The sequence below is a fragment of the Psychrobacter sp. KFRI-CH2-11 genome, from assembly GCF_038239325.1.
In the GTDB taxonomy this organism is placed as follows: domain Bacteria; phylum Pseudomonadota; class Gammaproteobacteria; order Pseudomonadales; family Moraxellaceae; genus Psychrobacter; species Psychrobacter celer.
The window spans coordinates 434395-454135 of the sequence record NZ_CP151283.1; the positions used below are offsets into that span (position 1 = coordinate 434395).

General features: G+C 49.3%; 17 protein-coding genes. 11 read left to right on the top strand and 6 right to left on the bottom strand.

The window, feature by feature from the left end:
• Positions 1-176 precede the first annotated feature (176 nt).
• From AADH33_RS01815 to AADH33_RS01830, 4 genes are all read left to right on the top strand, one after another.
• Entirely contained in the window at positions 177-734 is a 558-nt protein-coding gene (locus tag AADH33_RS01815) for a YecA/YgfB family protein (protein WP_348549374.1), read from the top strand.
• Between the two features lie 95 nt (positions 735-829).
• A complete protein-coding gene (locus tag AADH33_RS01820; RefSeq protein WP_075100355.1) occupies positions 830-1276 on the top strand; it encodes a YbjQ family protein in 447 nt (148 codons plus the stop codon).
• A gap of 44 nt (positions 1277-1320) precedes the next feature.
• The gene (locus AADH33_RS01825; protein WP_348549375.1) at positions 1321-1794 is read left to right on the top strand and encodes a YbjQ family protein; all 474 of its coding nucleotides are present in this window, start codon (positions 1321-1323) and stop codon (positions 1792-1794) included.
• 302 nt (positions 1795-2096) lie between these two features.
• Complete coding sequence (locus AADH33_RS01830) at positions 2097-3020, top strand: bile acid:sodium symporter family protein (protein WP_348549376.1); 924 nt, start codon at positions 2097-2099, stop codon at positions 3018-3020.
• Between the two features lie 156 nt (positions 3021-3176).
• On the opposite strand, the gene AADH33_RS01835 is transcribed toward AADH33_RS01830, so the two are convergent.
• Positions 3177-4223, bottom strand: coding sequence for a formate/nitrite transporter family protein (locus AADH33_RS01835; RefSeq protein ID WP_348549377.1), 1047 nt, complete (start codon positions 4221-4223; stop codon positions 3177-3179).
• A gap of 303 nt (positions 4224-4526) precedes the next feature.
• On the opposite strand from AADH33_RS01835, the gene AADH33_RS01840 reads away from it, so the two are divergent.
• The 4 genes from AADH33_RS01840 to AADH33_RS01855 all read left to right on the top strand — a co-directional run bounded on the left by AADH33_RS01840 (position 4527) and on the right by AADH33_RS01855 (position 9348).
• Entirely contained in the window at positions 4527-7484 is a 2958-nt protein-coding gene (locus tag AADH33_RS01840) for a valine--tRNA ligase (protein WP_348549378.1), read from the top strand.
• A 205-nt stretch (positions 7485-7689) separates the two neighbouring features.
• On the top strand, positions 7690-8172 hold the full coding sequence (locus AADH33_RS01845; protein ID WP_075100360.1) for a hypothetical protein: 483 nt from the start codon (positions 7690-7692) through the stop codon (positions 8170-8172).
• 310 nt (positions 8173-8482) lie between these two features.
• Complete coding sequence (locus tag AADH33_RS01850) at positions 8483-8905, top strand: YbaN family protein (RefSeq protein ID WP_100750059.1); 423 nt, start codon at positions 8483-8485, stop codon at positions 8903-8905.
• A gap of 233 nt (positions 8906-9138) precedes the next feature.
• Positions 9139-9348, top strand: coding sequence for a transcription antiterminator/RNA stability regulator CspE (locus AADH33_RS01855; RefSeq protein WP_025644841.1), 210 nt, complete (start codon positions 9139-9141; stop codon positions 9346-9348).
• A 206-nt stretch (positions 9349-9554) separates the two neighbouring features.
• Here AADH33_RS01855 and AADH33_RS01860 read toward each other — a convergent pair whose 3' ends face one another.
• Complete coding sequence (locus tag AADH33_RS01860) at positions 9555-10640, bottom strand: YeiH family protein (protein WP_348549379.1); 1086 nt, start codon at positions 10638-10640, stop codon at positions 9555-9557.
• A 282-nt stretch (positions 10641-10922) separates the two neighbouring features.
• On the opposite strand from AADH33_RS01860, the gene AADH33_RS01865 reads away from it, so the two are divergent.
• The gene (locus tag AADH33_RS01865) at positions 10923-11858 is read left to right on the top strand and encodes a LysR substrate-binding domain-containing protein (RefSeq protein WP_348549380.1); all 936 of its coding nucleotides are present in this window, start codon (positions 10923-10925) and stop codon (positions 11856-11858) included.
• A gap of 130 nt (positions 11859-11988) precedes the next feature.
• On the opposite strand, the gene AADH33_RS01870 is transcribed toward AADH33_RS01865, so the two are convergent.
• Together AADH33_RS01870 and AADH33_RS01875 are read right to left on the bottom strand one after the other, a co-directional pair.
• Positions 11989-12450 (bottom strand): universal stress protein, encoded by a 462-nt coding sequence (locus AADH33_RS01870; protein WP_075100364.1) that lies wholly within the window; start codon positions 12448-12450, stop codon positions 11989-11991.
• Positions 12451-12549: 99 nt separating this feature from the next.
• Positions 12550-13011, bottom strand: a complete 462-nt coding sequence (locus AADH33_RS01875) for a universal stress protein (protein WP_348549933.1) — start codon at positions 13009-13011, stop codon at positions 12550-12552.
• 304 nt (positions 13012-13315) lie between these two features.
• Between AADH33_RS01875 and AADH33_RS01880 the strand changes: the two genes are divergently transcribed.
• Positions 13316-16393 carry an insulinase family protein gene (locus AADH33_RS01880; protein WP_348549381.1) on the top strand — a complete coding sequence of 1026 codons (3078 nt, stop codon included), beginning with the start codon at positions 13316-13318 and terminating at the stop codon, positions 16391-16393.
• Positions 16394-16519: 126 nt separating this feature from the next.
• Here the strand turns inward: AADH33_RS01880 and AADH33_RS01885 are convergent, their stop codons facing one another.
• Positions 16520-17083, bottom strand: coding sequence for an NUDIX hydrolase (locus AADH33_RS01885; protein ID WP_075100367.1), 564 nt, complete (start codon positions 17081-17083; stop codon positions 16520-16522).
• A gap of 528 nt (positions 17084-17611) precedes the next feature.
• On the opposite strand from AADH33_RS01885, the gene AADH33_RS01890 reads away from it, so the two are divergent.
• Positions 17612-18349, top strand: a complete 738-nt coding sequence (locus tag AADH33_RS01890) for an NUDIX hydrolase (RefSeq protein WP_100750056.1) — start codon at positions 17612-17614, stop codon at positions 18347-18349.
• A gap of 32 nt (positions 18350-18381) precedes the next feature.
• Here the strand turns inward: AADH33_RS01890 and AADH33_RS01895 are convergent, their stop codons facing one another.
• Positions 18382-19734 (bottom strand): oxygenase MpaB family protein, encoded by a 1353-nt coding sequence (locus AADH33_RS01895; protein WP_348549382.1) that lies wholly within the window; start codon positions 19732-19734, stop codon positions 18382-18384.
• Positions 19735-19741 lie beyond the last annotated feature (7 nt).

Here is a 19741-nt window from a genome sequence, read left to right on the forward strand (position 1 = left end):
GACCGCTCTACAGCAGCGCTTCATCCCTCTATTGAGATTTGGCGTTGCCTGCTTTTATTTTTTATCATGACGGTTTGGATACGTGACTTTTAATAGTCGCTTTCTTGTCCCCTCCATCATCATGCCTATCTTCGATCGTTTTGCGATTGACACCCCTCATTTAAGGATTTTAACTCATGAGTGATCCATTAAGCTTTGACGAATTACTAGACTACTTAGACACCCAAGAAAACCCTTATGTCCTCGATAGTGTCGCCGCCCATGGTTTTTTGACCGCTACCGTCATCGGTCGCCCGCTGCCTAATTGGTTGGATGCATTTTTTGAAGGTTATGTGAGCGAGATTCCAGAAAACGTCGTCGATGGTATCAAACGCTGGCGTGCCGCTATCATGGCTGAGCTAAAAAACGAGACACCCATTGAGTTGCCTTTCAACGAAGACGCTGGTGATGAGGAAGTAGCGGTAGATTTCTCCGATGAGTCAGACATCGTCGCTTGGTCGATCGGTTTTGTCGATGCGATGTATGGCGAGGAAGCCAGTGATTGGTTTGAAGATGAAGAAACCAGCGAGGATGTGGCGGTGTTGACGCTACCGATGATTGTGCTCAGTGGTATCGATGATGAAGATCCTGAGCTGGCCGCCATGCGCCGTGATGAAGACAAGCTGGCACAGATGGCCAATAGTATCGAAGGCAATCTGACCGAGCTGTTTTTGTTGTTTCATACCAACGACTGATACCGTACCTAGATCGTCCCGCGCGTCGGTTTTTTAAGTAGCAACTGTTTTAACAGACAGTCGCCGCTGTTATTTTGTATGCATAAGGTAATATCATGGCTTTGCAACTCTCCAATCTTGAGCATCTACCAGGGTATCAGATCACTGAGCGTTTGGATGTGGTCTATGGCAGTACGGTACGCTCAAAACACGTCGGCAAAGACTTGTTTGCTGGGCTAAAAAACATCGTGGGCGGCGAGCTGACCGCCTATACCGAGCTGTTAGAAGAATCGCGCCAAGAGGCAATCGATCGTATGGTGGTCAAGGCCGAAGCACTGGGCGCAGATGCGGTGGTGGGCTTGCGCTTTTCGACCTCTAGTATCGCTCAAGGGGCCTCCGAGCTGTTTGTCTATGGTACGGCGGTCAAGGCTGTACCGATGCCGGATCCAGCGTCTCAGCCTTCCCATCGTCACGATGATTCATCACGCCCGCCGCAAGCCGCGCCCACCCAGCCAAGCGCAGTGCCAGCTGATGACTTACCACGTTTCAACCCTTTTGGTTAACCACCTAAAAAGCCTATTTGCTTTTTTATAAGAAGAGACGTGTCATGAACCAGTCATTCACCCAAATGCTTATCAACTATGCGCCGCTCCTTATATTGTTTGTGGTGGGGTGGTTTTTTGGCACCCGTCATGAGCGTCAGCATCTAGCGCAGCTACGCCAAGCTGAGCAAACGCTGGGTCATATCGTGGTCTCAAGCGAGCGGTTTTATCGTCCCAAACTGGCGGCGGACACGCAAGGTGAGTTGGTGCTCGGTAGCGTCGTGATCGCGCAGGATTATTTTAAAATGATCGTCGCGCGGGTGCTGAGCATCTTTGGCAAAAACCTAATCACTTATGAGACACTGCTGGATCGCGCGCGCCGCGAGGCCATCGTACGTATGCGTACTCAGGCACATGCCAAAGGCTACAATCACATCTATGGTTTGCGCCTTGAGGTGACCAATGTCAACCAGCTCGGTAGTATGGTGGAGGCCATTGCTTATGGCACAGCGGTGCATAGTATCGATGACACGCCCTAATTGTCTTGCTTTTGTGCTCCATTTGCCTTCCTGATTTTCCTTCCTAGTTTGCTTTCCTTTCTTTGACCACCACATCTGACTGATGAGTCGTTGAATAAAACAGATAAAGCCACTTTTACAACGATATACTTTGTTATACCGCTCCATGAGGGGGCGTATAGACACGATGGCATGGAATGCTGTCATACACCGGCCCACGCAGGGTCTTATATCCGGTCAAAAACAATAGCATAGGTGCTGACGCTTTGCGGGCGACTGCTGTTGCGGGTTTTTGGGCGGGTAGTATCTACAAGGATGTGGTTATGGAAGGTCTGGAAATTGTCACCTTAGTCAACTCAGTTATCATCCCCATTTGTTTGTTTTTGATTATGATGGGTATGGGTCTCACTCTCGTCGCCAATGATTTTAAACGCGTTTTAACATATCCCAAGGCAGTTGGTATCGGCTTGACCAATCAGCTGTTGTTATTACCGCTCATCGGCTTTGCATTGGCCAATATCATGCCTCTAGAGCCTGAATACGCCGTCGGTGTCATGCTGCTGGTGCTGTGCCCAGGAGGCACCACTTCCAATTTATTTACCTATCTGGCCAAAGGCGATGTGGCGTTGTCAGTGACGATGACGGCGATTGCCAGTGTCATCACAGTCTTTAGCATTCCTGTTGTGCTGAGCTTTTCGCTGGTTTATTTTATGGGTGCTGGTAGTGCGTTTGAGTTACCTGTCCTAAAAACCGTGCTGACTTTGGTGGTGTTGACCATCGTGCCTATCAGCCTCGGTATGCTGATCAAACGCTATGCGCCGCGTATCGCTGATAACTCTCAGGTCTATGTGTCGAGATTTGGGGTGATATTTTTGACGTTTTTGGTGGTGTTTTTAAGCTATGTCCAGCGCGATATCCTCGTGGAGGCGCTACTCGCAGCAGGTCCGGTATCGTTGCTTCTCAACCTCTCGACCATGGCGCTTGGCTACTATAGCAGTAAATGGTTTGGCCTAAACTTGGCGCAAAGAACGTCGGTAACCTTAGAAGTCGGCCTACAAAACAGCACGTTATCTATCTTTATGGCATTGACCCTATTGGTCAATTATAAAATGTCGATGACGCCTGCGATTTATACCCTCATCATGTTTTTGACTGCTGGTATCTTGGTCAGAGTGTTTGGTGCTAAATATCGTCAGGTAAAGCGCTCAGAGGTGGAGATGAGCGTCTTAGCTGCGCGCCGCTTATAACTGGCTATAAAAGCGATCCGAGTCGCCCTGTGTCGACTTGTATTGGTTTTATAGGGTGTTGATTTTCCTTGCGCGCTGTGCCGACGCTGCTCGATGCTGCGCAAAATAATACCAGTGGCATATGATATAAAGTGTGCCAATGTTATATCGGACTGACTATATTTTGTCGTCGGTCTGCTCTTTGACACGCTCCACTTCAAATAAAAAAGCGCGGTTTTTTAGTATCGCGACAAAGACCACGCCGCCCACCGTATTGCCAGCCAGCACCACTATCAAAAACAGTAAATAGCGCCACAGACTGACGGTATTGCCATACAGCAGGGCGGAGAAAATCTCGATGTTGCCGACGATGCTATGATGCAGTCCCAAAAAACCAATACTACCAGTGATTAGCGTTACCAAGACGATACGGCTAATGGTATCGCGCGCTGAGGTCACAAGCCATGCCGCAATGCCCATCATCCAGCCTGCCAGTACGGCACTGCCAAAGATGACCCACCATCTAAACCCCAAAATATGCTCAGCATAAGCATCGATATCACTGGCGCCAAACAGCTGCATATTTAGGCCAAGGCCAATCATCAAGGCGGCAAACAGGCAGCCGCCGACGATATTGCCTGCGATAACGATGCCCCATAGCCTTAGCAACTTGTGCAAGGGTTCGATTTTGTTTAAGACAGGCAGGCTTAAGAGGGAGGTCTGCTCGGTAAATAATAGCGACTGGCCGATGACAACGATGATAAAGCCCACCGGATACAGCAAGGAGGCGAGGACGATGGCATACTCGCTAGGTATGACGGCGCTCAGTAGCGCAAAGGCTGATAAAATCATAAAAAAGCTGATGCCAATCTCAAACCCTGCAGTAAAGGCGCTGGTAAATAATGAGCCCAAAGAGCGCTCAAAGGTTTCTTTGGCATGTATCACTTGCTCCACCAAGATACTGGCGTAGCTTTTTGCTTGGCTTAGATTGTCATCGCCTGCGACTTTTTTGATGGTTTCTTTGTCTTCATCGCTGATTTCTTTGGGTAGGTCTTCATCCTTTAGGGTCTTAGTCGCTTGTACCTTGCTGTCGTCTGGCGGGTAGTGGTCTGCGGCGGCGTCATTGTCTGACGTATTGTCAGGGCGCGCGATATCCTTTGCGGTAGGCTTATTGCGTGATGGGTCGGCTTGGTAGGCGTTGTTATTCTCGGTATCTTTGGGCACAGTAAACTCGCTGGTTATGGGACAATGATGGGGCGCTACCGACTGGCAGAAGGTCACGGCCAATATATAGACAGACGTTATATGCTATAGCATGACTATAACGTATTATATTTGCCAGAGGGGGGATTGCTGTTCGTTAATTGTTTAATGGATGCGCCTCAAAGCCGAAAAGCCGATAAATTGCCTTAGCATCTAACAAAATCTGGCCATCTGCGTTAAAATCACTCTATCAATCCCATCGCTTACGTTTCATGTTATTTGTTTGACCGAATTCATTCATTATTAATAAAAGATTATTCTATTATGAGCAATCCTGAGAATCATACCAACAGCACAGCCAACTTGACCGAGTCTATTCAAGCCGCCTTGAGCCAATTAGAAAACGCTTACAACCCAAAGGATGTCGAAGCGGGCATGTATCAAGGCTGGGAGGAGAGCGGTTATTTTGCCCCGACTTTTGATAAGGATGAGTCGTTTTCTATCGCCTTGCCGCCGCCGAACGTCACAGGCTCGCTGCACATGGGGCATGGCTTTAATAATGCCATCATGGATGCGTTGACCCGCTATCACCGTATGGACGGCGACAATACGCTTTGGCAACCGGGCACCGATCACGCTGGTATCGCAACCCAAATGGTCGTTGAGCGCCGCCTAGAGGCGCAAGGTATCCGCCGCCGTGATATGACGCGTGAAGACTTTATCGATAAAGTCTGGGAGTGGAAAGAAGAGTCGGGCGGCAACATCACCCGTCAGATTCGCCGCCTTGGTAGCTCGGTGGATTGGTCGCGTGAGCGCTTTACCATGGATGATGGCTTATCAAATGCGGTCAAAGAAGTGTTTGTGCGTCTATTTGATGAAGGTCTTATTTACCGCGGTAAGCGCTTGGTCAACTGGGATCCTAAGTTCCAAACCGCGCTGTCTGATTTAGAAGTAGAAAACGTCGATGAAAAAGGCAGCTTGTGGCATTTCCGCTACTATTTTACCGATACAGACATCACTACCCAAGACGGCAAAAACTATCTGGTGGTCGCCACCACCCGTCCTGAGACGTTATTGGGTGATACCGCCGTTGCGGTCAACCCAAGCGATGAGCGCTATGCGCATTTGATCGGTAAGACCATTACTTTGCCAATCACGGGCCGCGTGGTGCCGATCGTGGCCGATGATTATGTCGAAAGCGACTTTGGTACAGGCTGTGTCAAGATTACCCCTGCCCATGACTTTAATGACTATGAGCTGGGTCGTCGTCACAGCTTGCCACTGATTAACATCTTAGATGAGCGTGCCAACATTTTGCCTGAGATGGAGGTCTATGCTGATTTGCAAACGCGCGAGCCATCGCTTGAGACCACGCCGAGCGAATACGCTGGGCTTGAGCGTTTTGCGGCGCGCAAACAGCTGGTCGAGCAAGCGAGTAGCGAAGGCTGGCTAGAAGACATCGAAGACTACGCGCTAAAAGCGCCGCGTGCCGAGCGCGGTGGTACCATCGTCGAGCCATGGCTGACTGATCAGTGGTATGTCGCCGTCAATAAGCTGGCGGGACCAGCGATTGAGGCGGTCGAAGATGGTCGTATTGAATTTGTCCCTGCGCAGTACAAAAACATGTATATGGCATGGATGACAGACCTGCAGGACTGGTGTATCAGCCGTCAGCTGTGGTGGGGTCACCGTATCCCAGCGTGGTACGACGACGCGGCAGGTGAGGTGTATGTCGCACGTAGTGAGGCAGAGGTTCGCACTAAGTACAATTTAGGCGATGATGTGATATTGCGCCAAGACGATGACGTCCTCGATACGTGGTTTAGCTCAGGGCTATGGACCTTTAGTACGTTAGATTGGGCAGATCCTAAGGCCGATCCGCGCGTGATGCAGACTTTTCATCCGACCAGCGTGTTAGTCACTGGTTTTGACATTATTTTCTTTTGGGTGGCGCGCATGATCATGATGACCATGCATTTTGTCAAAAACGAAGATGGTACGCCGCAAGTACCGTTTAAGACCGTCTATGTCCATGGCCTAGTACGCGATGGCAATGGTCAAAAAATGTCTAAGTCGAAAGGTAATGTCTTAGATCCGATTGATTTGATCGACGGTATCGATCTAGAAGCGCTGGTCGAAAAACGCACCAGCAATATGATGAACCCCAAAGACGCGGCGAAGATTGAGAAGCAAACGCGTAAAGAGTTCCCAGAGGGTATCCCAGCCTACGGTACCGATGCGCTGCGCTTTACCTTCACCTCTCTTGCCAGTACTGGCCGCGACATCAACTTTGATCTCAAGCGCGTTGAGGGCTATCGTAACTTCTGTAATAAAATCTGGAACGCCAGCCGCTTTGTACTGATGAACTGTATCGATAATGACGGTAACGCCAAATCTATCGACCAAGCGGCCAACATAGATGTTTGGGAATTACCAGAAAAATGGATCATGAGCCGTCTCAACTCGACGATTAGTAATATCCATCAGCACTTTGCCCAGTATCGCCTCGATATGGTCAGCCATGACATTTATGAGTTTATCTGGAACGAATACTGCGACTGGTATGTCGAGCTTGCCAAAGCCAGCCTCAATGACGACTCGGTGACAGACGAGCGTAAAGCGCAAATCCGCTACGTGCTGCTGCATGTGCTCGAGACGGCGCTGCGCTTTAGCCATCCGATCATGCCGTATCTGACCGAAGAGATTTGGCAGACTGTCGCGCCGCTGCTGAACCGTAAAGATACTGACAGCATCGTCGTCGCAGCCTATCCTCAAGCTGATAATGCGCAGATCAGTGAGCAGGTGGAGGCGGACATGGCATGGCTACAAGAGCTGATCGCCAGTATCCGTAATATCCGCGGTGAGATGAAACTGGGTAACGCCGTACGCCTGCCAGTATTGCTACAAAATATCTCAGATGAGGAAGAAGGGCGGCTATCACGTATCAAAAACCAGTTTAAAGCACTGGCCAAAGTCGAGAGCTTAGAGATCGTCAAAGAAGGTGATGAGGTACCATTATCATCATCAAGTATGGTCGGTCAGCTACGCGTGCTGGTACCGATGAAAGGTCTAATTGATCCAACGGCTGAGCTGGCACGTCTGGACAAGGCGCATGAGAAGCTACAAAAGCAGGCCGACGGCATCGCGCGTAAGCTGAGTAATGAAGGCTTTGTCAGTAAAGCACCGGCGCAAGTGGTTGAAAACGAGAAAGCGAAACTGGCTGAGCTAGAAGGGCAGCTTAAAACGATGACAGCGCAGATGGCACAGTTAAAGGCGTTATAAATAAAGCGTAAATATCTATAGTAATAAAGAACGCTGTCACAATTGTGATGGCGTTTTTTTTGTGAATATTGTTAACGCTCATTCTCATGTTTCGACCAATGTGCCATGATTAAAGAGTGATATGCTATCCCTCTTAAAGTGCTAAGGTAAACCATTTATATAACTTTTATAACCCCTCAACTCACTCATAACTAAAGGACGAGCCATGAGCCATTATCTTAAGATTACCGTTGCCATGCTAGGCGGCGCGTTGTTTTTATCCGGCTGTGCCAGTACTGGCATGTCGCCATCACACCCAAACGATCAGGTCAATAATACCTACCAGTTGCCACAACAGATCTACGACGGCTATTGGGCGATGACAGCAGGGATGGGCGGTCAAGCTGCTGTAGTCAACTTTCGCCGAGATGGCACAAGTTACAACTATCGCTTTAAATGCTATACCGATGGTAGCTATCAGCAAGCGGCCGTAGAAAAATATAACCTAAAGCCCAACCGTACCGCAGTAGGGCTTCAATACGAAAACGAGCCAGTTTTCTCCCAAGTTAAGGTCATAAAGCTGACACCCAAACAAACGCTGGTACTCAACCAAAGCTTTAGCGACTCCGAGTTGCAGCAAGCCTATCCAAATGGTCAAGAGTTCACTTACACCTACAAGCCAACCTTAGAGCCAGTGTGCTTATTGTAATGACGCTATAGATATCGCTGAGTAGAGAGATGGTTAATTCATTTATATGACACATGTGTTAAAGACCGCTATCAATAAAGCAGCGGTCTTTTTGCTTCATTTGCGATAGGGCGATAGGCCTAACTTACCCAACCACTAACCAAACATACCGATTGATAGCAAAACCCTCATAAAAATAGTCTTGTAGCATATCTCCTGATACGGCATCCTTAGTGAGTTCTATAAGCCGCCGTCTTTGTCATAAATTTGCCGGCCAAAACCTGATTATCTGACACTATCCAACGACATCCACTATCCAACGATATCCTTTATGAGCCAAAAAAAGCATTTCTACTACCGCCCCAAGACCAATCAGCACCACAGCCCGACAGTGCGTTGGACATTTGTCATATTAGGCTGGTTGTTTTTTGTGCTGGGTATCATCGGCATCTTGCTACCTGTGATGCCGACTGCGCCTTTTATATTACTGGCGGCAGGGTGCTGGGCGCGTAGCTCGCGGCGCTTTCATTTTTGGCTAATCAATCACAAATACTTTGGCAAATACGTCCGTGATTGGGAAGAAAATCATGCAGTACCGCTTTATGCTAAGTGGCTTGCGACCATCATGATGGCGATATCGACTGCCATGTTGTTTTATCGTCTGCCCGCTGATATGACATGGGCGGCATGGCTGGTAGCACTGGTCTGTAGCGGGGTTATCGTCTATTTGTTTCGTCTACCAAATGCCAAATAAGGTCGCCAATATAGGGCAATAGTTAAGTCCAGTTACATAAAACCTGAGATAAGGCTTGCGATACTAGGATGTTCCCCTTATAATACATCCAAGCTTAAGAGCAGTTCTGCACCAAATCATTACCTCGTAGTATTAGTTATAATCCTTCGTTTTAATATTTATCGTTCAGTAGCTATTTGCAAGCGTTATCGGTCTATTAGACCACAAATAAATTAAATATCAGGGTTATGACTATGTCAGACGTTCAAAAAGGTACAGTTAAGTGGTTCAACGAAGCTAAAGGTTTTGGTTTCATCGCTCCAGAAAATGGCGCAGACGTTTTCGCTCATTACAGCGAAATCTCAGGCTCAGGCTTCAAAACTTTGGCTGAAGGCCAAGAAGTTGAGTTCACTGTAACTCAAGGCCAAAAAGGCCCACAAGCACACAACATCGTTGCTATCTAATTTGTCTTTTATAGATAAATAAAGCAAGATAAAAAAACGAACCTTTTGGTTCGTTTTTTTTCGTCTGTAGTTAAGGATCGTAAGTTATGGGGTCATAGATAGTTGTCATTTATGATGGTTATTATCGCTTATGCAGACGAGCAATAAAAAAGACCAACGACTTCACTATCGTTGGCATCTCTAGTTTTAGGTAAATGAGCTGTAAGTTAACCGAATGAGCTGATAGCGATATTGATCACTCCGCCGCCGAGCAGCAACCAAGCAAACATCACTGCTCCTAAAATCAGCGGCTTGACGCCAGCTTGTTTGATGGCGCTCATATGTGTGGTTAAGCCTAACGCAAACATTGCCATGGTCAGCATCACATCATCTAGCATCACCATACTTTGCTCAAAGCCATCGGACATCGGTATCCAAGTGTGCAACAGCACCACCAAGATAAAGATAAAAGCAAACCAAGGGACATTCACTTGTCGCACACGGCTCATTAGGGAAGGTTTTTCAGCTTGGCCGCTACCAGATGAGGTCAAGGCAAAGGATAAAATAAGCAAAAATGGCGCGAGCATCATTACCCGTATCATTTTGGTGACGACAGCGGTATTGCCGACCTCGGTGCTCACCGCGTTACCCGCGACCACCACTTGCGCCACTTCATGAATGGTGGAGCCGGTATAAATACCGTATTGCTGAGCGTCGAGCCACAGCTGCAGCCAGCCAAGATGGTATAAAAATGGATAAAGCAGCATGGCAATGGTGCCAAATACTACTACCGTCGCCACAGCGATCGTCACCTTGTGCGCTTCGGCCTTGACCACAGGCTCTGCGGCGATGACTGCCGCCGCCCCGCAAATGCTAGCCCCTGAGCCAATCAGTAGTGTCGTTTGCTTATCAACCTTTAGCCATCTGGTACCGAGCCAGTAAGTCAATAGAAATGTCGAGGTCAAGACCAGAGCATCGGTCATGATTGCTGGCATTCCGACACTGGAGACTTGTGTCAAGGTCAGCTTAAAGCCATAAAAGATAATGGCCAGACGCAATACTTGCCCCTTAGCAAAGGCCACGCCCACCTGTAAGCGCTCCGCGAACTGCGGGTAGACGGTATTGCCCAGTACCATGCCAAGCAATATCGCCAGCGTCAACGGAGAGAGGCCAACGATACGGCCATTTGACCAACTATCGATGCTGGCATCCAACCACAAGCACAGCAAACTACCAAAGAACACCACCAACAGCCCTGCTAAGTGGCGGTTACGCGGGCGATAGTGATTCATTGACTGTGTAAAAGCATACATGGCTCGTCGTCCTCATGGCTATAATCAAAATAAGCATAAGCTTATGAGTAGACAGTATAAGACAAGCCAACTTATAATAAAAATAGATTAATAAGATAGAAACTATCGAAAATATAGGTAAGAGTGGCGTGAAAAATACCTCTATTGAAAGCAGAGGTGTCAGCTGTGACGAAGGCGTTGTTAAAACAAGCTTAGTAAAAGACAGATTGTTAAATCTGCTGTTTATTAAACAATGTCGGTTGTGTGCACACCTCCAAAGACGGATATAAGGCAAGCGAAACAATGAAAAAAGCCATGCAAACGCTACCGAAGATTACCCTAAAGCAACTGGCAGTGTTTGTGAGTATTTATCAAACTGGCAGCACCAGCCGCGCCAGTGAAGCGCTGCATCTCTCGCAGTCGGCCGTCAGTAGTGCGCTGAGTGAGCTGGAGGCGCGTCTGCAGATGCCGTTATTTGAGCGGGTCGGACGCAGGCTCAACCAGCACCCCAATGCCCATCCCATTTATATGCAAGCGCAAGCGATATTAGAGCAGTCGTTGACGCTGGAGCATTATCATAAGTATCAAGCCGGTCAGATTCATATTGGCGCCAGCACTACCATCGGTAACTATGCCTTGCCGCCGCTGCTGGCCAAGCTGTATCAGGTGCTGCCAGACGCTCGTGTCGATATGTATATCGCCAATACGCAAGAGGTGGTGGCGGAGGTTGAGCAGTTAAATATCGATATCGCGTTGGTAGAGGGCATGCCGCGCCCCACAGATATTAAGGCCATCGAGCAGCGCGCATGGCGGACAGATACTTTGATGGTATTTGCCAAACGCGATAGCAGATGGCTGGCAGGTCTTGCAGATTATCAAGAGACTGAACGTCTGTATCATATGACTCTTACGCAGTTGGCCAAACTGCCGCTACTGGTGCGAGAGGTGGGGTCGGGCACACGGCAGATCATCGATGAGCAGCTGCTCAAGCATCTGCCAGAGGCCGAGGTGATTATGGCGATTCAGCAGTCAGAGGCCATCAAGCATATGGTCAGTGCCGATATCGGTCTTGGCTGCCTATCTCAGCATGTCATCGAGGCGGAGTTGGCAGCAGGAAAGCTGGTACAAGTAAAAGTCGCAGGTGTCGATCTGTCACGGACGTGGTGGTTGGTCTGGCACAAAGCCCGCCATCAAAACCCGATTTGGCAGACTTTTATAGATATGATACAAGACGATTGAGCAAACACAAAAAGCGCGGCGTCCTAGATACACCGCGCTTTTTTAGCGTTTGAGGTTTTGAGCGTGACTATTTGCGCGTTACGATTTGAGCGCTATTGTTTGAGCACCATTAAGTAACGTGTTATTGGCGCTACTTGGATACGGGTTTGTCGAGTCTTACGACCAAGCTGTCGCATGGGACGTTGGGCAGGATATTGTCCGCCGTAGCACCGCTGATCCACGCGGCGATGCCTGTGCGCTTGTGCCGACCGATGACCAAAAGATCGACGTCGTGTTTGTGGCAATAATTGACGATGCCTTCGCTGCTAGATATGGCGGTGGTCACTTGCGAGTTGACGGCGTCTAGCTCATTACGTGCCAAAAACTGCGCCAGCTTTGCCCGTGCTTCTTGGCAGCGCTCATCATCGATCTCATCGTATAAGCTCGAGGCGGGGACCAACTCATAACCAAAACCGACCATGGTATCTTTGACGATATGCAGTACGGATAGCTTAGCGCCCGGGCGGTTATCGACGATACGTTTGGCCTTTTGTGCGACGATATCGGCATCAGAGAGTAAGTCGGTGACCAGTAGTATGTGTTCGTAACTCATAGCGTCTTCCTCATGTCAGATAGTATTTACTATAGCACTACTACAGAGCGCTGTTAAGTCGTCATCAGGTGTCATCACACAGATGACGCAGGCGGCGTATTACTCTGCAAAGGGCTGGTCGAGCTTGACCACCAAGCTGTCGCAAGGAATGTTTGGCAAGATACTGTCGGCTGTCGCTTTGGCCAACCATGCGGCGATACCGTGACGCTCATGGCGGCCGATGATGAGTAAGTCGACTTGATGGTCGCGGCAATAATTGACGATACCCTTACTGTTCGAGATAGCAGATGTCACCTCAGAGTTGACCGCATGCAGCTCATTACGCGCCAAAAACTGCGCCAGTTTTTCTCGTGCTTCTTGCCAGTGCTCGCCATCGACGTCGCCTGATAGGCTGGAGGCTGGCACCAGCTCAAAGCCAAAGCGCACCATGTCGTCCTCGACGATATGCAATACAGACAGCCTCGCTTCAGGAGAGCCTGCAAGGATACGTTTGGCCTTGAGTGAGACGGCATCTGCATCAGACAACAAGTCGGTGACCAGTAAAATATGTTGATAGCCCATCATCCGCTCCTATTAAGACGTTTATTTTATAGTAGCAGTGGTGGCGGTGTTTGTTAAGGGTTAAATCCATTATTTTGTTATGGATATTCCCAGATAGACAATCTTTATAACCTCCTAAGTGATTTAGCATTTAACAGACAGCCCATGAGGCTTTGTTGATCAAGCGACTGACAAAACGACCTGTCAATCGACTCATAAAGAGAAGGGGCGACGTAGAATATTAACGCTCAGATCGCTTGACTTATCAAAACAGCAGCCCCATCTACTACGGCACCCTATGTATTATAATTTGATAAGGATCACTATGACTGACACGCCATTTATCGCCGATCTAACGCTCCATCCAGCGTTTGAGTTGATTGAGCATCGCCATATCGAGGCGTTGTCAATGGACGTGCTGATCAGTCAGCATGTCAAAACCGGCGCGATGCATTATCATTTGGCGCACCCAAGTGATGAAAACGCCTTTTTGGTTGGCTTTCGCACTCAGCCGATGGACTCAAAGGGTGAGGCACATATCTTGGAGCATGTGGCACTGTGCGGCTCGGCAAGGTTTCCGGTTCGTGATCCGTTTTTTTCGATGATTAAGCGCTCATTAAATACCTTTATGAACGCCATGACCGCGGCCGACTGGACAGCGTATCCGTATGCCACACAAAATAAAAACGATTACTTCAATTTGCTGGCGGTGTATCTTGATGCGTCGTTTTTCCCCAATATTCATCCGCTTGATTTTGCTCAAGAAGGTATCCGCGTAGAATTGGACGAAAATGACAAACCGCAGTTTAAAGGTATTGTTTTTAATGAGATGAAAGGCGCGATGAGCGGCGAGATCGACCAGCTCTATCATACGGTCGCTCATCATTTATTCCCAACGACCACTTATCATTATAACTCGGGCGGTGATCCTGCGGATATTCCTGATTTGACCCACGCCGAGCTCGTTGAGTTCCATCAAAGCCATTATCATCCATCAAACAGCGTGATTATGAGCTTTGGTAATATTCCGGTCGCCGAGACCCAAGCGAAAATCCATAACGATGCTTTGAGCCAGTTTGAAGCGGGTAAAAAACACGTCTCACGTCCAGAGCAGCGCCTGCCTGCGCCGATCAGCGCGGTCGACACTTATACGGCTGACGAAGCGGGCCCTGACCAAACCCATCATGTGGTGGCGTGGCTGCTGCCATCGATCACCGATCCCAAGCAGCGTCTGGCTTTGCGTCTGCTAGAAGGCGTGTTGGTCGAGCATGCTGGCTCGCCATTGCGTGCCTATCTCGACAGTCATCCGCTTGGCAAAGCGCCAAGTCCGTTATTGGGACTCGATGACAGCCATTATGAAATGGTATTTTATACCGGTCTACGCGGCTCCAACCCTGAGCATGCCGAGGCAGTAGAGCAGGGTATTATGGATTTACTGACTGAAGTGGCCAGTAAACCGATCGATGATGATACGATTGAGACCATTTTGCACCAAATTGAGATCGATCAGCGCCATATCGGCGGCGATAGCATCCCTTATGGTTTAAATTTGATGCTCGAAGGCTTTAGCACGGCCATTCATGATGGCAATCCGATCGACGTCTGGGAAGTGGATGAGCATTTGCAGTGGCTGCGTGAGCAAGTAAAAGACGCACAGTGGCTACCAAATCTTATCAAAACCCATCTGCTCGACAATCAGCACCGTGTGCGCGTGACGCTAACGCCAGATAGTGAAAAATCAGCGCGCCTTGCTGCAGCAGAGCAGACCCGTCTCGATACCACCGCGATGGACTTGAGCGCTGATGATAAAGCCATCTTAAAACAGCAAGCCCTTGATTTGGCAGCGCGGCAAGCAGCGCCTGATGATTTAAGCCTATTGCCAAAAGTCGGACTGGAGGATGTCCCGACCGATATCAGCTTTAAGCAAGGCACGCAAAAGCAAGTGCGCCTAAGCGGGCAAGACAGTACGTTGTTTGAATATGAAGCGGGCACCAACGGCTTGTATTATTATCAAGTGATTGTGCCGTTGACCGATGCCATTGGCAATCAGGACACCAGTAGTCTGCCTGTGAACGAGGTGATCAATCATCCACTGCTACCGATTTATTTAAGCCTACTATCAGAGCTGGGTACTGACTCGATGAATGCTCATGAGATGCAGGCCAAGCAAGCGGCACATTCTTCTGGCGTGACGGCGCGTATCAGCCAGCGCACCAGTATCGATGATAGCCAAACGATCAGCAGTTATTTTGTGGTGGCGACCCGTGCCCTCAACCGCAAGCCTGAAGCGATTGATTTGCTCAAAGAGGTCATGGAGCATAGCGTCTTTAGCGAGCATGACCGTATCAAAGAGATTTTGCAGCAGCGTCAAGCGGGCTGGCAGTCGAATTTGGCTGGCTCTGGGCATTCTTATGCCATGCAAACCGCCAGCCGCGGTATGAGCCGTCAAGCGCAGCTTGAGTATGTGCGTAGTGGCTTGCCTGCACTAAACGCGCTAAAAGACTTTTTGGCGCATGCCAGTGATGATGACACGCAGTGGGATAAATTGGCAACCAGCCTGATGGACTTGCACCAGCGTGTGATCAGCTTGCCCAAGCATGCCGTGATCATTTGTGAAGCTGAGCAAACCGAGCGCTTAAGTAACTTAATCGTTGAGAGCTGGAAAAACAGCCAAGCACCAAAGATTGCCGCACAATTAAATGACTCTGATGCGACTATCGAAGACACTATACCAAGTGAGTTTGCCGAGCAGCACCTTGCGGCAGCGTTAAATGGCGAGACAGACGCCATTAAGACACGAGAGAGCAGCGCTGCGCTCGATGTTGAGGACTTGGCATGGCTAGTACCGACCAACGTCTATCATAATGCCAGCGCTTATCGTGTGCCAGCGGCCGATCATCCTGATACCGCCGCTTTGATGGTATTAGCGCCGTATCTGCGCAATGGCTACTTACACAGCGCCATCCGTGAGCGCGGCGGTGCTTACGGCGGCGGCGCAGGCTATGACGCCAATGCCTGCGCTTTTAAATTCTTTAGCTACCGCGACCCGCAGTGTGCTGAGACTTTTGCGCATTTTGAGGCCAGTATTGAGTGGCTACTAAATGAACCGCAGACCGATGAGCAGTTAGAAGAAGCCATCTTAGGTATCATCTCGGGTATGGATAAGCCAGGCTCCCCAGCTGGCGAGGCGGTCAAAGCCTGCTTTGCTGATCTACACCATCGCGGCGTCAAATGGCAACGTAAGATGCGCGCCGCCATATTGGATGTGACGGTGGCGGACCTACAGCGTGTGGCCAAGCAATACCTGCAAGGGCAACAGCATGTACGTGCAGTACTAGCGCCTTATGATAAAGAAGAAACCGTGAAAAACCTCGGCTTTAACGTTTGCAAAATAAAGAGCTAATGGGATTTTTTGGATAAAAACCAATCTGTCACTGTGAGCATTTATGAAGCAGACAATACTAGGTTATTGTCTGCTTTTATAGTTTGTGGTAAAAAGACTGATGATTGAGTCAACGTTCAAAGGTGTTTAAAAACGTTTGATACTCAAGTCTTTGCCAATCATATCCTGATGAATAGGAAACTCAGACAATTGGCTGAACTGCTGTCGATCGGCAAAGTAGCTTCGTAAAGTGCGGCGCACCGCTTCAAAGGCGAGACTATCCCATGGGATGTCTTCTTCGCTAAACAATGCACAATCAAGGCTTTCAGAGCCGACACCATACGCACCGTCTTTGAGATCGGCCAAATAAATCGAGTATATCTGTCCGATGTCTGGCAGATCATAGATACAGTACAGATGAGGGTTTAACACCACCGCATCCGCTTCTTCGTAGCTCTCACGCGCGGCGCCCTCTGCCATGGTTTCCCCGTTTTCCATAAAGCCTGCCGGTATCGTCCAAAGACCGTATTGCGGCTCTATCGCGCGGCGGCATAGCAGCACTCTGTCTTTATGTACGACCAGCGACCCACAGATGACTTTTGGGTTTTCGTAGTGAATATAGTTGCAATTTGGGCATACCAAACGCGGCATATTATCCGTGGCTGGTATTTTTCGTTCTGCTTGATGACCGCATTGGAGACAATAGCGCATATCAACTGCCTTTATAAATGTAGTAAGCGTAAGAGATAAAGAGTCAGGACTCCTAATGGCAAAAACACCCCGTCATGGTCAGGCGCGCACGCTCTTCATACGTTGGTTTTTGTGTGTGCTATCAGGATACCGGTAAAGCGGTGCTGCAAGATGTTATTCTAATAAGCAAGCACCGCCTTAAGATAGCACACATTTTGCTCGTAGCGCAGCATGATAACAGTAACGCTGCATATCGCTGGCGGGTCATAGTCTAATAAATGACAGCAAAGCCCGTGGTATCGTGGCATCGTGGCAAGCCATCATTGCCGTTTGTCATAAGCGGTCACGCTAACCCATAAAACACATTGACTTATAAAAACAATACGCGGCGCCTGTCTGTCGATACGATTTGAGACGTTCATGGCAAACACCTCATGACGAATACCTCCTGACAAATGAACAGTCACACAAATAGCATGCAGCTGCATGAAGAGTACGCTAGTCTACAGCTAGTCACGCCACATATTGATAAAAACATAGGGCAAGATCATGTTACTCCCTTCCCAGACTGTGCAGTTAGATGAGCAGTCAGTTGCTATACCACCTTTTATTCGCTATCCGACACTCAGGCAATTGACCGAGCGGGTTCAGCAAGAGACGTTAAATGCGTTGGCCGATTCAGCGCTGCATACCGCGCAGCAAAGCTCTCGCAGCGCGCGTGTCTTAGACAGCCTATACCAGACGCCCATTGCCGATGCTTCGATACTGGTGGCCATCACCCATGAGCGCCATCCCAAGCTGCTTTTGACGCGGCGCGCTGCGCACATGAATAGCCATGCAGGCGAGGTATCTTGCGCTGGCGGTAAATACGAGATAGGAGATGGTAATAACGTCGTCACAGCGCTACGTGAAGCCTGCGAAGAGACGGCACTCCCGCCCAACAAGGTGCAGCTAATCGGTCAGCTACCCATTCAGACCTCCAAAAGCGGCATGAGCGTGCGTCCAATCGTGGCTTTGATCGCGCCTGATTTGGTACTGGTGCCTGAAATCGGTGAGATATCGCGTATTTTTTGGGCAGATTTTGAGGCGTTACTCACGCAGCCTACCGTTGAGTACGCGATAGAATATGCCATGCAAGATCAGGTGGCGACGATACTTACGCCCAGCTGGCAAGTCGATGGCGAGACGGTCTGGGGGCTGACAGGCCGCGTCATTGCCAGCTTATTAGAGACAGCTTTTGATCGGCAGTTAGAATGGTATTACCGCGTGCAAGACAGCCGATTGTAAGATTGTAATGAGCTGAGCCGACAAATGCTGTGTCATTGATAATAGGCGTCGTTTTTTTTGAGCCACCAGTTCATATTGTCTTGACGTTTGGCGCGAAAGGCTTCTAGTTTGGCGGCTACCGTTTGGTTGTGCTGACGGGCGGTATCGAGCGCAAACAAGATAGGCACGGAGGATAAGACACCAAACCGGAGCTTCGATTTTGGTAGCGCTAAGCCGTCCCCGATATCATCACCGACCAGAGTACGTGTCACACTGGCATTGACCATCTCTACAAAACGCCCGCGGCGATTGTCTTCGCCCATCAGTTGCCGCGGCAGATCGTGTAGGGCTTTTGCTAAAGGTCGTCCCATCTCAAAGTCTAGCTGTTGAATGGACAAGTAAGTGTAGAGCCACTCCCAGCAGGCGGCCTCATCCTTTGGTAGACGATCTAAATCCACACCCATCCAGTAACTGGCAAGATTCCATAAATGCAAAATCCCCTCGGCCTCCTCGCTACTGATACGCGCGCCAAGCAGCCGTAGCCCGCGCATAATCAGTAACGAGAACTGCAGATGAGTGGCAATCATATCAGTTTGGTTGATCGGTACACCCCAATAAGCAGTGTTCCAGCTGCCATCAGGGTTGCGATGCTGATCGGCCTCTGTGACGACGCCTTTTGCCGCGTTGTTTTTGCCACTGAGCAAGTTTTGCCGCACGAGTGTGTGAATCTGCCGCACCTGAATCGACTGACGCCAACCCTCAGAGCCAATCGCCAAAACGCTATCGATAGGCACTCGTGTGCGCGGCATACGTGTGCTTGTTTTGGGCAATAATGGATGCTCAGAGACAGCCAAAATATAAGCATAAGTGCGCATGAGTCTTGGTAGAGCATCGTGCATCAACGCGCCAGTTTGGATCAGTGGCAGCGATAGGGCAGGGATGCTATAACCTGCCATCAATGCCACATTTCGCAGCAGCCAAATCAGCATCAGCGGATAGCGCCGATAGGCGACGGCCCCAGTCTGTGCAAGCTGTGGGTCAAACCAAGTAGGATGATCACTAAACTGCTCAGCCAGTGCACAAAAGGACGGATGAGCTGCGAGTTTACTGTCGGTTTTGTTGAGGATAAGCTGCTGTAAAGGTTTGGCAAAACGCAGGCCGTCAGCCGCGAGCGTATCTGTCAGGGGGTCGCCGATGTCGTAGCCTGCGACCATCTCCTCTAATAAATCTTGCGAGATGACAAAATCTTTGGGCAGCAAATAGCGCCTGATCCGCTTTAAGACCTGTAGGTCATGATGATCATCAATCGCTGTGGTACGCCCATGACGCTGATACGATGCAGAGGTAGGTTGGCTCGGTTTTGATGAGCACGCCGGCTGGGGCTGCGCTGTGTTGTTTGGATCCATAGGTAGC